This is a genomic window from Micromonospora sp. LHW51205, from assembly GCF_003315815.1.
Taxonomy (GTDB): Bacteria; Actinomycetota; Actinomycetes; order Mycobacteriales; family Micromonosporaceae; genus Micromonospora; species Micromonospora chalcea.
This window is the reverse complement of the sequence record NZ_QMEZ01000003.1, coordinates 438,254-452,733: the sequence shown is the minus strand read 5'-3', so window position 1 is coordinate 452,733 and position 14,480 is coordinate 438,254. Positions and strand designations below refer to the sequence as shown.

Below are 14,480 nucleotides of genomic sequence, written 5' to 3'. Positions count from 1 at the left end.
CGATGACCGCCCCCGCCCCACCGGGGCCGGCCACCCGGCCGGCCCCGGCCGGGCCGCCGCCCGCCCGGCGCAGCCGGGTCGCCGGCGCGTTCGCCCTCGCCGCCGCGCTGCTCGTCGCGATCACCGCGGTGCACCTCACCCAGGGCACCTCCTCGGTCGGGGCGCTGGACCTGCTCCGGCTGCTCACCGGCGGCGACGACGAGACCGCCCGGGTGCTCGTCGCCTCCCGCCTGCCCCGGCTGCTCACCGGCCTGGCCGTCGGCGTCGCGCTCGGCTTCGCCGGCGCGGCGTTGCAGTCGACCACCCGCAACCCGCTCGCCTCGCCGGACACGCTCGCCGTCAACGCGGGCGCGCACCTGGCGATCGTCTCCACCGCCGCGTTCGGGATCGCGCTGCCCGCGCTGCCCGCGGGCGGGCTGGCGTTCTGCGGCGGACTCGCCGCCGCCTCCCTGGTCATGCTGCTCTCGGCCGGCGGCCAGGCCGCCACCACCCGGCTCATCCTCGCCGGCTCGGCCACCGCGATGGCGCTGTCCTCGCTGACCATGCTGCTCATGCTGCTGTTCGAGCAGGCCACCATCGGCCTGTTCGCCTGGGGCAACGGCTCGCTCGTGCAGGGCGACCTGGTCGCGTTCACCCAGCTCGCCCCCGTGATCGCTGTCGCCGCACTGGTGCTCGTGGCACTCGGGCACCGGCTGGACCTGCTCGCCCTCGGCGACGACACCGCCACCGTGCTCGGGCTCAACGTGCGTCGTACCCGGCTCACGGTCGTGCTGCTGGCGGTGCTGCTCTCCGCCGCGGCGGTCACCCTGGCCGGCCCGATCGGCTTCGTCGGTCTCGGCGCGCCGGTGATCGTCCGGCTGCTCGGCAAGTGGGTGCCCGAGGTGCACCGGCACCGCGTCCTGATGCCGCTGTCCGGCATCGTCGGCGTGGTCATCGTGCTCGGCTCCGACGTGCTGCTGCGCGCCGTGCTCGGCGGCCAGGCCGGTGTCGACGTGCCGACCGGCGTGGTGACCACGCTCTTCGGCGCGGTGCTGCTGGTGTGGCTGGCCCGCCGCCACCGCGACGCCGGACCGACCCGGCAGGCGCCGGGCGGCCACGCCGCCGTGCGCTCCCGGGGCTTCGTCGCCGCCGTCGTCGCGGTCTGCGCGGTCGTCGTCACCGCCGCGCTGGTGCTCGGCATGCTCGCCGGTGACACCTGGGTGCTGCTGGGCGACATCGTCAACTGGGTGCAGGGCCGCACCGGACCGGCGTACACCTTCGTGCTGGACGCCCGCTGGCCGCGCGTCGCCGCGGCGCTGCTGGCCGGCGCCGCGCTGGCCCTGGCCGGCACCACAGTGCAGGCGGTCTGCCGCAACCCGCTGGCCGAGCCGGGCATCCTCGGCATCACCGGCGGCGCCGGCATCGGCGCGGTGTCGCTGCTGACGTTCGCGCCGATGGCCGGCGTGCTCGCCCTGTCCGGCGCCGCCGGTCTCGGCGCGGTCGTCGCGTTCGCGCTGGTCTACGGCCTGGCCCGGCGGCGGGGACTCAACTCCGACCGGCTGGTGCTGATCGGGTTCGCGGTCTGGCAGGGCGGCACGGCGATCATCACGTTCATCGTGGTGTCCTCCGACCCGTGGAACACCGGCAAGGCGCTGACCTGGCTGTCCGGCTCCACCTACGGGCGCACCGCCCCGCAGGTGCTGCCGGTGGCGATCGCGCTGCTGGTCGCGCTGCCGGTGGTGGCCGCCGTGCGCCGCGAGCTGGACCTGCTCGCGCTCGACGACGACACGCCCCGGGTGCTCGGCGTCCGGCTGGAACGCGCCCGGCTGGTCGCGCTCGGCCTGGCGGCGCTGCTCACCGCCACCGCCGTGTCGGCGGTCGGCGTGATCGGCTTCGTCGGCCTGGTCGCGCCGCACGCGGCCCGGGCGCTCGTCGGCGGGCGGCACACCCGCGTCCTGCCGGTCGCGGTGCTGCTCGGCGCCACCCTGGTCAGCCTCGCCGACACGCTCGGCCGCAGCGTCATCGCCCCCGCCCAGGTCCCCGCCGGTCTGGTCACCGCCATGATCGGCACCCCGTACTTCGTCTGGCTGCTGTGGCGTTCCCGCGCCGCCGCGGCCGCCCGTTGACCCGTTCGCCGACGAACCACCCCGCGCACGTGAGAGGAATGACGCATGACCAGCACCCTGGCCGTCGCGCCCTGGCGAGTCTTCACCGTCGAGGTCCGCGCGCTACGCCGGCTCGGCCCGTCGTTCCTGCGCGTGACGCTCACCGGTCCGGATTTGGACCGGTTCGCCGACAACGGGTACGACCAGCGGATCAAGCTGGCCCTGCCGCCGGTCGACGGCGCGTCGGGGGAGCTGCCCGACGGGCCGGACTGGTTCCCGCGGTGGCGTGAGCTGCCGGACGCGCTGCGCAGCCCGATCCGCACCTACACGGTCCGCGCGGTCCGGCCGGAGGCGTACGAGGTGGACGTGGACATGGCGCTGCACGGCGACGGCGGCCCGGCCACCCGCTGGGCCCGGCGGGCCCGCCTCGGCGACCGCATCGCCGTGGTCGGCCCGGACGCCGGCTGGGACGGCCCGCACGGCGGTGTCGAGTTCCAGCCGCCCGCCGGGGCGACGCTGCTGCTGGCCGGCGACGAGACCGCAGCGCCGGCGATCTGCGCGATCCTGGAGCGGCTGCCCGCCGACGCGCGCGGGCACGCGCTGGTGGAGGTGCCGGAGACCGGCGACGAGCTGCCCTGCCGGCCCCCGGCCGGCGTCACGGTGACCTGGCTGCCCCGCGACGGTGCCCCGCACGGCAGCCGGCTCACCCCGGCCGTGACGAGCCTGGCCGGCCGGCTGGTGCCGGTACCTGTCGCGGCGGGCGCCGCACCGCTGGCCGAGGTGGACGTGGACCGGGACATCCTCTGGGAGGTGCCGGAGCGGCCCGACGGCGCGGCGCTCTACGCCTGGCTGGCCGGGGAGGCGGCGGTGATCCGCGGCCTGCGGCGGCACCTGGTCACCGAGCGGGGCATGGACCGGCGCGCGGTGGCGTTCATGGGCTACTGGCGGGCCGGTCGCGCGGAGAACTGATCGTCTCGCGGGAGCGGGCCGGCGCACGACGCGCCGGCCCGCTTCGTCATCCGCGCGGCGCGTACGGGGCGAGCGGGTTGACCAGCGTGCCGGCGAACTGCAACGCGGCCGACGGGTCGGACAGGTCCACCATCTGCTGGTTGTTACGCAGCTGGAGCCGGTTGAGGCAGGACAGCGTGAACTCCGGCGCGAACAGGTCGTGCCGGCGCATCCGGTCGGCCAGGTGCGGCACCGTGGCGGCGTAGTCGGCGGCGCACGCGGCGACGGTGCGCCAGAACTCGGCCTGGTCGAGCACGCCCCGGGTGTGCAGGGTGGCGCTGAGGTGCCGCAGGAAGCAGTCGAAGACGTCGGTGAAGATGGACAGGATCTTCTCGTCCTCGGGTACGGCGGCCCGGATCCGCCGGACCCGCTCCGGCAGGTCCGCGTCCGGGTCCATCACCACGATCTCCTCGGCGATGTCCTTGAACACGACCCGCTCGACGACGCCGTCGCGCAGCACCAGGATGACGTTCTCGCCGTGCGGCATGAACGCCAGGTCGTGGGCGTACAGGCTGTGCAGCAGCGGCACCAGGTAGGCGTCCAGGTAGCGGCGCAGCCAGTCGGCCGGGGCCAGCCCGGACTCGTCGATCAGCGCCGCGGCCAGCGACCGGCCGTCGCGGTCCAGGTGCAGCAGCGAGGCCATGGTGGCCAGCCGCCGCCCGGGTTCCAGCCCGGGCACCGGGCTCTCCCGCCACAGCGCCGCCAGCATCTTCCGGTACGGCGAATAGCGATCGGTGGCCGCCTCGTACTGCCGGTGCCGGTAACCGATCGCGGCGCGCTCCCGGATGATCGACAGGCCGGTGCGCTTGAGCACCGGGTCGCCCTCGATCAGCCCGGCCAGCCAGTCGTTGATCGCCGGCGTGGCCTCCATGTACGCGGCGGACAGCCCGCGCATGAAGCCCATGTTCAGCACCGACAGCGCGGTCTTCACGTAGTGCTTCGCCGGGTCGCTGACGTTGAAGAAGGTGCGGATGGACTGCTGCGCCAGGTATTCGTCCGGCCCCTCGCCGAGGCAGACCAGCCGGCGCGCGGCCACCTCACCGGCGAACGTGACGGCGAGCTTGTTCCACCACTGCCACGGGTGCACGGGGACGAACAGGTAGTCGGCCGGGTCCAGGCCCAGCCCGGTGAGCGTGCCGGTGAACCCGGCCAGCGTCGCCTCGCCCAGCTCGGCCCGCATCAGCGTGTCGTAGTCCAGGTCGTCGGCGCAGGTGAAGGTGGTGTGGTCGCGGTGCGCGGCGAGCCAGAGCAGCCGTACCGGCGCGGCGGCCTCCGGGGCGTACGCGCGGTACTCGTGCACGCCGAAGCCGAGGCGGCCGTTGTTGGCCACGAAGCAGGGGTGGCCCTCGGTCATGCCGGTCTCGATCGCCTGGAACCCGGCGGCGGCCAGCTCGGCGGCGCTCACCGCGGGCTTGGCCAGCTTGTACGCGGTCCCGGCCAGCGTGGAGGTGATCTCCTCCAGGTAGACCGGCAGGATCGCGTCGGTGAGGCCGAGCGCGCCGCGCAGCTCCACGCACAGATCCACGGCGTCCGGCGGCAGGTCCGCGCCGTCGCGGCGGCGCACGATGCTGTCCGCGTCGACCTCCCAGTGGTCCAGCGCCAGCCGCCGCGCCGCGAACCGGTACTCGACGGCGGCGTCGTCGCTGCGGACCAGCCACTGCCCGGGGCCGGTGGGCTCGGGGGTGATCAGGCGCTCGTGGGCGAACTCGGCGAGCGCCTTGCGCACCAGCAGCCGGTTGGCGGTCGCCCACGCCTCGGGGGTCAGGTGGTCCACTGCTGCGCTGGCGTTCACGCCGGTGCCCCTTCCTCGCCTGCGGGCGCGCCGGTGGCGGCCCGGAACTGGTCCCGGGTGCAGACGCTGAGCAGCGCCTCCTTCTCGGGCTTGCGGATCGGGCCGACGACGGTGAAGCCGACGGCCGCGTTGAGCGCGTGCACGGCGGTGTTGCGCACGTCCGGTTCCACCACCACGCGGCGGGTCGCCGGGTCGGCGAACAGCCAGGCCATCACCGTGGTGATGACGGCGCGGGTGAAGCCGTGCACCGGCGTGTCGGCGGGTGCGCAGAGGAAGTGCATGCCCACGTCGCCGGGCTCCGGGTCGTACAGGCCGACCAGCTCGACGTGCGCCGGGTCGTACCGTTCGGCCAGGAACGCCGGGGTGCCGCGCCACGACCCGAGGTACGCGTCGTGGTGCGGGTGGTCGGCGATGCGCCGGTACTCGGCGGCGACCGCGGCCACGTCGGCGTCCTGCATCAGCCAGAACGCGGACTTGGGATGGGTGACCCAGCGGTGCAGCAGCGCGGCGTCGGCGTCCGGGTCCAGCGGGCGCAGCGTGAACTCGCCCAGCGCGTCGTCGACGCGGGTGAACGCGCTCACGCCGGCGCTCCGAACTCCTGGAAGGCGATGCTCTTCTCCACCGGGTAGTGCTCGCGGCCGGTCATCTCCCGGATCAGCCACGAGTTGCGGTACGGGCCCATGCCCAGGTCCGGCGAGGTGATGCTGTGCGTGTGCGTGCCCCCGTTCTGCAGGAACACCCGGCGGCCGGTGTGGTCGACGCTGTAGTTGCGGGCCACGTCGAAGCGGCCGTGCGCGTCGAAGCGCAGCCGGTCGCGTACCGGCGCGAGGAACTCCGGCACCCGGTAGTGGTAGCCGGTGGCCAGCACCAGTCCTGCGGTGTCCAGCGTGAACGCGCGGTCCTGCTCGGTGTGGCGCAGCCCGAGGCGGTAGCGGCCGTCGGCGTACGCCGCCTCGACCAGTTCGGTGTTCGTCAGCAGGCGGGTGGGCGCCGGTCCGTGCAGGCTCTTGGCGTACAGCAGGTCGTAGATGTCGTTGATCAGGTCGGCGTTGATGCCCTTGAACAGCGGCTTCTGCGCGGCCTCCAGCGCGTAGCGGGTCGGCTCGGGCAGCGCGTGGAAGTAGTCCACGTAGTCCGGCGAGGTCATCTCCAGCGTGAGCTTGGTGTACTCCAGCGGGAAGAACCGGGGCGAGCGGGTCACCCAGGTGAGCTGGTAGCCGTACGTGTCGATGTCGCCGAGCAGGTCGTGGTAGATCTCGGCGGCGCTCTGGCCGCTGCCGACGATGGTGATGCTGTCCTTGGCCCGCAGCGCCTCCCGGTGTTCCAGGTAGCGCGAGTTGTGGATCATGTCACCGCCCAGCCCGGCGCAGGCCGGCGGCAGGTACGGCGGGGTGCCGGTGCCGAGCACGAGGTGCCGGGCCCGGTGGGTGACCGGCCCGTCCGGCGTGTCGGCGCGCACCACGTACCGGTCGTCGGTCGCGTCGTACTCGACGGCGGTGACGGCGTGCCGGAAGCGCAGGTTCGGCAGCTTGGCGGCGGCCCAGCGGCAGTAGTCGTTGTACTCGGCGCGCAGCGGGAAGAAGCTCTCCCGGATGTAGAACGGGTAGAGCCGCCCGGTCTCCTTCAGGTAGCTCAGGAACGAGTACGGCGAGGTGGGGTCCGCGAGCGTGACCAGGTCGGCGATGAACGGCGTCTGGAGGCGGGTCGATTCGAGCAGCATGCCGGGATGCCAGTCGAAGCTGTCGCGGGCCTCCAGGAACAGCCCGTCGAGGTCGTCGATCGGCGCGGTGAGGCAGGCCAGGCCGAGGTTGTAGGGGCCCAGCCCGACGGCGATGAAGTCGTGGGTCGACATGGGGTTCTCGTTCTCCTCGACGGGGGGTCAGCCGACCGGGCAGGACAGCTCGGCGGCAGCGGTCCGGGCGTACCAGGCGGCGTGGTCGGCGATGAGGTCCAGCACGTGGGCGATGTCGTCCACTGTGGTCTCGGGGTTGAGCAGCGTGAGCTTCAGGTGGTGCGCGCCGTCGACCTTGGTGCCGGCGACCAGGGCGGCGCCGGAGGCGGCCAGCGCGTCGCGGGCGTGCAGGTTGGCCTCGTCGGCCAGGTCGGGTGCGAGGCCGGACGGCCGGTAGCGGAAGACCACTGTGCTCAGCTGCGACGGTGCGGCCACCTCGAAGCGCGGGTCGGCGTCGAGCCGCTGCCACGCCTGCGCCGCGAGGTCGACGACCTGGTCGAACAGCTCGCCGACCCCGTCCGGCCCCATGATCCGCAGGGTCAGCCAGAGCTTGCAGGCGTCGAACCGCCGCGTCGTCTGGATGCTCTTGTCGACCTGGTTCGGGATGCCCTGCTCGACCGCGCGGGCCGGGTTGAGGTAGTCGGCGTGCCAGGTGGCGTGACGCAGCGCCCTTCCGTCGCGGACCAGCAGCGCGCTGGAGCTGACCGGCTGGAAGAACGACTTGTGGTAGTCGACTGTCACCGAGGTGGCCCGCTCGATGCCGTCGAGCAGGTGGCGGCGGGTGGGGGAGACGAGCAGCCCGCAGCCGTACGCGGCGTCGACGTGCATCCAGACGCCCGCGTCGGCGCAGATGTCGGCGATCTCGGGCAGCGGGTCGATGCTGCCGAAGTCGGTGGTGCCGGCGGTGGCGACCACTGCCATCACCACCTGACCGTCGCGGTGGCAGCTGTCGATCGTGCGGGCCAGCTCGTCGGCGCGCATCCGGCGGGCCGCGTCGGTGGGCACGGTGAGCACCGCGTCGGCGGCGAGGCCGAGCAGCTTGGCGGCCTTCTGCACGCTGAAGTGCCCGGCCGCGGAGGTGATGACGCGCAGCCGGGACAGCACCTGCGGCCGGTCCGGCCGGGTGGCCGCGCCACCCACCGCCCGGCGGTACGCCTCCTCCCGGGCCAGCAGCATGGCCTGGAGGTTCGACTGGGTGCCGCCGCTGGTGAACACCCCGTCGGCGGTCGGACCCAGCCCGATCCGCCCGGCCGTCCACTCGATCAGGCGCCGCTCCATCAGGGTGGCTCCGGTGCTCTGATCCCAGGTGTCCAGTGAGGAGTTCACCGCGCTGAGCACCGCCTCGCCGAGCAGCGCCGGGATGACCACCGGGCAGTTGAGGTGGGCCAGGTAGCGCGGGTGGTGGAACCACACCGCGTCGCGTAGCCACACGTCGTGCAGCTCGTCCAGGGCGGCGTCGGTGTCGCCGAGCGGCCGGTCGAGGTCGATGCCGCCGATGAGCGGCGCCAGCTGGTCGGGCGTGACGCCGGTGAACGGCGTGTCCACCTCGCCGACCCGCCGGGCGACCCGGTCGACGCCGCGCGCCAGCACGTCCCGGTACCGCGCGAGCGAGCCGGCGTTGAACAGGTGGTCGCGGGCCGTGGCGGCGGCGCGGCCGGTGTCGGTGGGCGCGGCGCCGGTCGGGCTCCCGATCGAACTCATGCGACTTCCCAGCGGTCGTACGGACAGGACGTGCGGCCACAGCCGCGGCGATCAGGTTAGGTTAGGCTCGCCTAACTAGCAAGCGCGACTCGGTGCGCTTTGTCCTGGAACTACCGCCGGTTGGCGCCTGCCGCGTGTCGCGGTAAGGTCGCCCTCGGTTAGGGGAGGTTATCCTAAGTTGACTGTGGAACGGAACCGCCGCCCGGCGCGCCGAGGCGGGCCGAGACGGTGACGCGCGTCGATCGCGATCAGTGGGGCGTGCCGCAACTGTGGGCCGGTGACGCCGACGCGCTGGCCCGTCTGCAGGGGCGTGTCGCCGCGACCGACCGGGCGTGGCAGATCAGCGTCGAACGATGGCGTGCCGAGGGCCGCCTGGCCGCCCACGTCGGACCGTCCGAGCTGGCGTGGGACCGGTTCGCCCGCCGCGTACGGCTGGACGACACCGCCCGGCGCTGCTACGAACGGCTGGACCCGGACACCCGGCGGTGGGTCGAGGCGTACGTGGACGGGGTCAACGCCGGACTCGCCGAGGGCGCCGCCGCCGCACCCGAGTTCGCCGCCACCGGCGCCGCGCCCGAACCCTGGCGCCCCTGGTCGCCGCTCGGCGTGTTCCTCGTCGAGCACGTGCTGTTCTCCACCTTCCCGAACAAGCTCTGGCACGCGCACGTGGCCCGCACGCTCGGCCCCGATGCGGCCGGACTGTTCGCCGTGGAGGGACCCGCGTCGTCGGGCAGCAACGCCTGGGTGCTGCCCGCCGACCCGGCCACCGGGCGCGGCTCGCTGATCGCCGGCGACCCGCACCGGCTGCTCGAACTGCCCGGCGTCTACCAGCAGGTCCGGCTGGCCTGCCCGGAGTTCGACGTGGTCGGCCTCGCCTTCCCCGGCGTGCCGGGCCTGCCGCACTTCGGCCACACCGGGCACGTGGCCTGGGCCGTCACCAACGCGATGGCCGACTACCAGGACCTCTACCGCGAGCGGCTGCGCCGCGACGGCGACCGGGTGCTGGCGCGCGACGCCGACGGCTGGACCCCGGTCGCGCGTCACGTCGAGGAGATCGAGGTCCGCGGCGGCGACCCGGAGACGGTCGAGGTGATCGAGACGCCGCGCGGGCCGGTGATCGACCACGACCGGGTCACCGGCGAGGCCATCGCGCTGCGCGCCCCGAGCCGGGTGGAGGCCCGGCTCGGCTTCGAGGCGCTGCTGCCGCTGCTGCGCGCCCGGCGCGCCGCCGACGTCGCCGACGCGCTGCGCCACTGGGTCGAGCCGGTCAACAGCGTGCTCACCGCCGACACCGAGGGCGGCGTCCGCCGTCTGGTCGCCGGCCTGGTCCCGGTACGCGACGAACGGTGCCGCCGGGAGCCGGTGCCGGCCTGGGAGCCGGCCTACCGGTGGCGGGGCGACTACGTGCCGCCGGTGGACGAGCGGGTCGACGGCGTGGCGGTGTGCGCCAACGACCGCCGCGACGACGTCGCAGCGCACGGTGTCGATTTCGCCCCGCCGCACCGGGCGCGCCGGATCCGCGCGCTGCTCGCCGAGGGCGCCGAGGCGTCCACAGTGCACACCGACGACCGGCTCCCGGCCGGCCCGCTGTACCGGCTGCTCGACCGGCTCGACCCGGGCCGGCTCGACGAACCCGCCCGCGCGCTGCTGCGGCGGCTGCGCCGATGGGACCGGGCGATGGCGGGCGGGTCGGCCGAGGCGGGCGCGTACGCGGCCTGGCGGGCGGCGCTGGCCCGGCGGCTGCGCGTACACCCGGGGTTGCGTGCGCTCGACGAGCCGTGCGGGTTCGACGAGTTGTTCGCCCCCTGGACCGACCCGGCGGCGCGGATCGGCCTGGCGCTGGATCACCTCGCGGCCGGGTTCGACCTCGCGGAACCGGCGGCCGAGGCGTTGGCCGAGGTGGCCGCCGGCCCGCCGCCCGGTGAGTGGGGCAGCCGGCACCTGCTGCACCCGGTGCACCTGGGCGTCGCCCCGGCGGTCACCGACGCGGTGACCGCGATGCGGGAGCGGGTGGCGCTGGCCGGTGACACCGACTGCGTGCTGGCCACCTCCAGCGTGCCGGGCGTCTCCGACGCCTGCTGGCGCGGCCCGGTGGCCCGCTACGTGTGGGACCTGACCGACCGGGCGGCCAGCCGCTGGATCGTCCCGTTCGGCGTGTCCGGGCGCCCCGGCGATCCGCACTTCGCCGACCAGCTGACCCACTGGGCCGCCGGGACGCTGATCCCGGTGCCCGCCGGCCCACTGACGGGAGACGAGACGACGTGATCCACCTGGAGTCGATTTCCGGCCTCGGCGCGCTGGCGCTGGAGCCGCTCCGCCCCGAGCGGGACGCCGGCCTGCTGCACGGCTGGGTGATCCGGCCCCGCAACCGGTTCTGGGGCATGGGCTCGCACACCGTCGACCAGGTACGCGACATCTACGCGTTCGTCGACGGGCTGGAGACCCACCACGCGTACCTGATCCGGCTCGACGGCGAGCCGATCGGGCTGTTCCAGACGTACCAGCCGGAGGCGGACCCGGTCGGCGAGCGTTACCCGGTGCAGCCCGGCGACGTGGGGATGCACCTGCTGCTCGACCCGCCCCGGCGGTACCCGCGCGGCGTGACCGGCGCGGTCTTCCCGGCCCTGATGCGGTTCCTGCTGCGTGACCCGGCCGCGCGTCGCGTGGTGGCCGAGCCGGACGTGCGCAACGACGCCATGCTGCGCCGCCTGCGCATCGAGGGCTTCACGCTCGGTGAGGAGATCGACATGCCGGACAAGCGGGCGAGGCTGGCGTTCCTCACCCGGGAGCGGTTCGAGGCGGAGCACCCGCCCGCGTGAAGCCATGCCCGCGTCACGGCTCGGCGGCGCGCAGCCGCCCGGCCAGGTCCCGCACCGTCTCGGCGTACGCCGGGTCGTCCTCCGACGGGAGGTGACCCTTGATCGGCGGGGGGACGCTGTCCCAGGGCGGGGCGACCAGGCTATCCGGATCCCGGAGGCGACGGTCCACAGTGGCCTCCGGGCCGGTGACGCGGGCCGGCTCGTCCGGGCGGTGCGGGGAGAAGATCCATCCGCCCAGCGCGTCGGTGTCCCGCCACAGGTTGCGCCAGCGCCAGCCGATCCGGCCGCCGATCCCGCGCAGCATCTCGCCGCCGACGTAGGCGGGGAACAGGCGGGCGTAGAGCCGGCGCAGCGGCGAGCTGTAGGTGAGCAGGGCGACCCGCGCGCTGACCTCCGCCGGTAGCTGCAGGACGGTGGCGGCGACGAGCACCGAGCCGTGGCTGTAGCCGGACAGCAGCACCCCGTTGCCGCTGTGCACCAGGTACGTGATGCGCCGGGCCAGCTCCGGCACGGCCCGCTCGGCGTAGCAGGGCGGTGCGAACGGGTGTGCCGCCCGGGGCCAGAACGTGGCCAGGTCGAAGAGCACGCCGACGTGGTGCCGGAACCCGGGACTGCGGTAGGCGAAGATCCCGGCGAGGATGAGGGCCAGCACCGCCGCCGAGATCGCCACCCCGCCCACCTCGATGCCGAACATGACCAGCTCCGCCGGGACGTGCGTGCGGTGCTCCAGCGTCTCGCCCGGATCGGGACGGACCAGCGCCATCGCGGTGGTCGCCGCGCCCAGTCCGGCCATGACGGCGAACAGCACCGCCAGCGGCACCAGCAGGTCGGTGAACCGGGCCCGCACGATCATCGTCCGGACCTGCCGCAGCCGGGGCGCCGCCTCGGCCGGCGGCGACGGGAAGTCCCGCTCGACGATCGCCCCGGCGGCCCGCATCCGGCCGCGCCGGGACACCAGCGCCACCACTGCCGCGACCACCAGGGTGACCAGCAGCGCGCGGAAGAAGCCGTAGATCGCCCAGGTGTACGCGTGCGCCGGGCCCGGTATGTCGTCCGCCGGGGACACGCCCCGGTCCAGCAGGTCGGCGGTGCGCTGGACCAGCTCGGCGGAGTACGCCACCGCGAGCCCGCCCGCCGCCGCGGCGACCACGAGCGCGCCGAGCCCGTTCGGCGGCTGGTGGCCGCGGACTCGTAGGCGGTGCCAGATCAGCACCGCGGCCAGGCCGCCGAGCAGTACCGCGTGCGTGACCAGCAGCCAGGTCAGGATCGAGCCGTAGCCGGGCAGCCCGCCGCCGGCACGCCAGCGGGCCGGGGCGAACAGCAGATACCCGGCCACCACGACGGTGAGCCCGATCGCGGTGCCGCGCAGCACCCGGGCGACCCGGTCACGTCGCGGGTCGGTGGGCGCCCGGTCGACGAGCGGCGGCACGCAGACCAGGACCAGGCAGGCGAGCAGCACCGCGCCGGTGACCGCCAGCAGCACCGCCACCGTGGGCGGGACGCCCTGCGCGGCCCGGGCGGCGAGGAGACAGCCATCGAGGGTGGCGAAGGCCGCCGCGATGTGGATCGAACGCAGCCGGCCCATCAGCGGCTCGGTGTCCCACTGGCCGATCGTGCTCAGCGGAGGCCCGGCCGTCGCCCGCTCCGGCGCCCGGAACGCGGTGAACGAGCGTCCCGGTCGCCGGGAGCCCCACCAGACCAGGCTCACCGCGGCCGCCGGGACCAGCGCCAGCACCACCAGCCGCAGCCCGACCGGCCGCCCGCCCATCCAGGACAGCCACTCCCGGTCGGCGACGCACGCCGGGACGGACAGGCACTGCCAGGCCACCAGGTCCAGCGCGACCCCGGCCCCGGCGAGCACGTACAACGCGGTCAGGCTCAACCCCAGCACCCGGCACAGCGCCCGCACCACCGCGCCGCCGCCGGCGTCCCCCGGCCGCATCCACACGGCCACGTTGAGCAGCATGAAGGGCATCAGGAACAGCAGCGAGAGGGTACGCAGCGCGGTGCCGGACGGCAGGTCGTTCCACTGGTACGCCTCCAGCGTCACTCCGCTCGCGCCGCGCCCGTCGGCCAGGTCCGGACGGGGACGGTAAAAGCCGGCGCTGCGGTCGCCCGCGACCTGCCGGACCAGCGGCCGGCCCAGCACCTCGGCGGCCCCGCCCGCGGAGACCCCGTGCACCCGCAGCTCCACCACCTCGCCCGGCGGGGCCTGCGCCCGCCCTGGTCCAGCCGTCATCGACCCTCCGCGACGTCCCGGCCGCCCACGCCGCCTGGCACGGCCCGCCCTCGGGTGGCGCAGCGTCCTACCCCGCCGGGCGGCGGGCAAACGCCCGCGCACCTGCCTCGGGCGGCCGTTCGAAGCCGTGCCGTCCGGGTAACCGCCGAAGGTCCGCCGAGGAAGGGGTCCCGCATGACCGGTGCTTCGCGTGACGACCTTGCCGTGGCGACCCGGCTGCCGCCGATCGACGTCCGCCGGTGGGTGAACTCCGCGCCGCTGACGCCGGAGGAGCTGCGCGGGCGCGTGGTTCTGGTCGACGTCTGGGAGTACACCTGCGTGAACTGGATCCGCACCGCCCCGTACGTGCGGGCGTGGCACCGCGACTACCGGGATCTGGGGCTCACGGTGATCGGCGCGCACGCGCCGGAGTTCGCCTTCGGCCGGCTCGCGGAGAACATCGACCGGGCGGTCCGCGACCACGGTCTCACCTACCCGATCGCGATCGACGACGACTACACGTTCTGGCGCGCGCTGCGCAACGACGCCTGGCCCGCGCGGTACCTCTTCGACGCCGACGGGCGGCTGGCCGACCGCTGGGTCGGCGAGGGCGGCTACGACCGCACCGAGACGGAGATCCGGCGGCTGGTCGAGTCCGCCGCGCCCGGGACCGCGCTGCCGCCGGTCACCCCGGAGGTGACAGCGTTCGTGACGAGCCGGCAGCCCACGTACGCGGGGATCACCCCGGAGACCTATCTCGGCGCCGAGCGGGGCGTGCCCGGCACGTACGCGCTCACCGGCGACTGGCGGGTCGAGGGCGAGTACGTCGAGGTCGCGGGCGGCCACGCCGAACTGGTCCTGCCGTTCACCGCCGGGGAGGTGAACCTGGTGGCCGACCCCGGACCGGCGGGACCGGCCGGGGTTCGCGTGCTGCTGGACGGGAAACCGGCCGCTGACGCGCGCGGCGCCGACGTGGACCCGGACAGCCGGGTCGTCGTCGACCGGGCGGCCATGATCCGGCTGGTCGACGGCGCGCCGCCGGGGGAGCACCGGCTCACCCTGCGCGCCGAGCGGCCCGGTCTCCGCGCGTACGTCTTCACGTTCGGTCCCTGACCCGACCCGAGGA

At 74.7% G+C, this 14,480-nt stretch carries 10 protein-coding genes; 5 read left to right on the top strand and 5 right to left on the bottom strand.

Features of this window, described 5'->3' with window-relative positions; genetic code table 11:
• Positions 1-2: 2 nt before the first annotated feature.
• Positions 3-2,105 carry an iron ABC transporter permease gene (locus DQE82_RS14365; protein WP_069088447.1) on the top strand — a complete coding sequence of 701 codons (2,103 nt, stop codon included), beginning with the start codon at positions 3-5 and terminating at the stop codon, positions 2,103-2,105.
• A gap of 45 nt (positions 2,106-2,150) precedes the next feature.
• Complete coding sequence (locus DQE82_RS14360) at positions 2,151-3,053, top strand: siderophore-interacting protein (RefSeq protein ID WP_043323340.1); 903 nt, start codon at positions 2,151-2,153, stop codon at positions 3,051-3,053.
• A gap of 46 nt (positions 3,054-3,099) precedes the next feature.
• On the opposite strand, the gene DQE82_RS14355 is transcribed toward DQE82_RS14360, so the two are convergent.
• Genes DQE82_RS14355 through DQE82_RS14340 form a run of 4 tightly spaced genes read right to left on the bottom strand, consistent with a single transcriptional unit; the run spans position 3,100 to position 8,317 of the window.
• Positions 3,100-4,884, bottom strand: coding sequence for an IucA/IucC family siderophore biosynthesis protein (locus DQE82_RS14355; RefSeq protein WP_064445629.1), 1,785 nt, complete (start codon positions 4,882-4,884; stop codon positions 3,100-3,102).
• The gene (locus DQE82_RS14350; RefSeq protein ID WP_113972947.1) at positions 4,881-5,465 is read right to left on the bottom strand and encodes a GNAT family N-acetyltransferase; all 585 of its coding nucleotides are present in this window, start codon (positions 5,463-5,465) and stop codon (positions 4,881-4,883) included. The genes DQE82_RS14355 and DQE82_RS14350 overlap by 4 nt, the downstream gene beginning before the upstream one ends.
• Positions 5,462-6,736 (bottom strand): lysine N(6)-hydroxylase/L-ornithine N(5)-oxygenase family protein, encoded by a 1,275-nt coding sequence (locus tag DQE82_RS14345; RefSeq protein WP_113972946.1) that lies wholly within the window; start codon positions 6,734-6,736, stop codon positions 5,462-5,464. Before DQE82_RS14345 ends, DQE82_RS14350 begins: the two co-directional genes overlap by 4 nt.
• 27 nt (positions 6,737-6,763) lie before the next feature.
• A complete protein-coding gene (locus tag DQE82_RS14340; protein WP_113972945.1) occupies positions 6,764-8,317 on the bottom strand; it encodes an aspartate aminotransferase family protein in 1,554 nt (517 codons plus the stop codon).
• A 228-nt stretch (positions 8,318-8,545) separates the two neighbouring features.
• Between DQE82_RS14340 and DQE82_RS14335 the strand changes: the two genes are divergently transcribed.
• Both DQE82_RS14335 and DQE82_RS14330 read left to right on the top strand, forming a co-directional pair.
• The gene (locus DQE82_RS14335; protein ID WP_113972944.1) at positions 8,546-10,582 is read left to right on the top strand and encodes a penicillin acylase family protein; all 2,037 of its coding nucleotides are present in this window, start codon (positions 8,546-8,548) and stop codon (positions 10,580-10,582) included.
• Positions 10,579-11,136, top strand: a complete 558-nt coding sequence (locus DQE82_RS14330) for a GNAT family N-acetyltransferase (protein ID WP_069088452.1) — start codon at positions 10,579-10,581, stop codon at positions 11,134-11,136. Before DQE82_RS14335 ends, DQE82_RS14330 begins: the two co-directional genes overlap by 4 nt.
• A gap of 13 nt (positions 11,137-11,149) precedes the next feature.
• Here the strand turns inward: DQE82_RS14330 and DQE82_RS14325 are convergent, their stop codons facing one another.
• On the bottom strand, positions 11,150-13,375 hold the full coding sequence (locus tag DQE82_RS14325; protein WP_113972943.1) for a hypothetical protein: 2,226 nt from the start codon (positions 13,373-13,375) through the stop codon (positions 11,150-11,152).
• Between the two features lie 174 nt (positions 13,376-13,549).
• Between DQE82_RS14325 and DQE82_RS14320 the strand changes: the two genes are divergently transcribed.
• Positions 13,550-14,467, top strand: a complete 918-nt coding sequence (locus DQE82_RS14320; protein WP_113972942.1) for a redoxin — start codon at positions 13,550-13,552, stop codon at positions 14,465-14,467.
• The last annotated feature ends 13 nt before the right edge of the window (positions 14,468-14,480 follow it).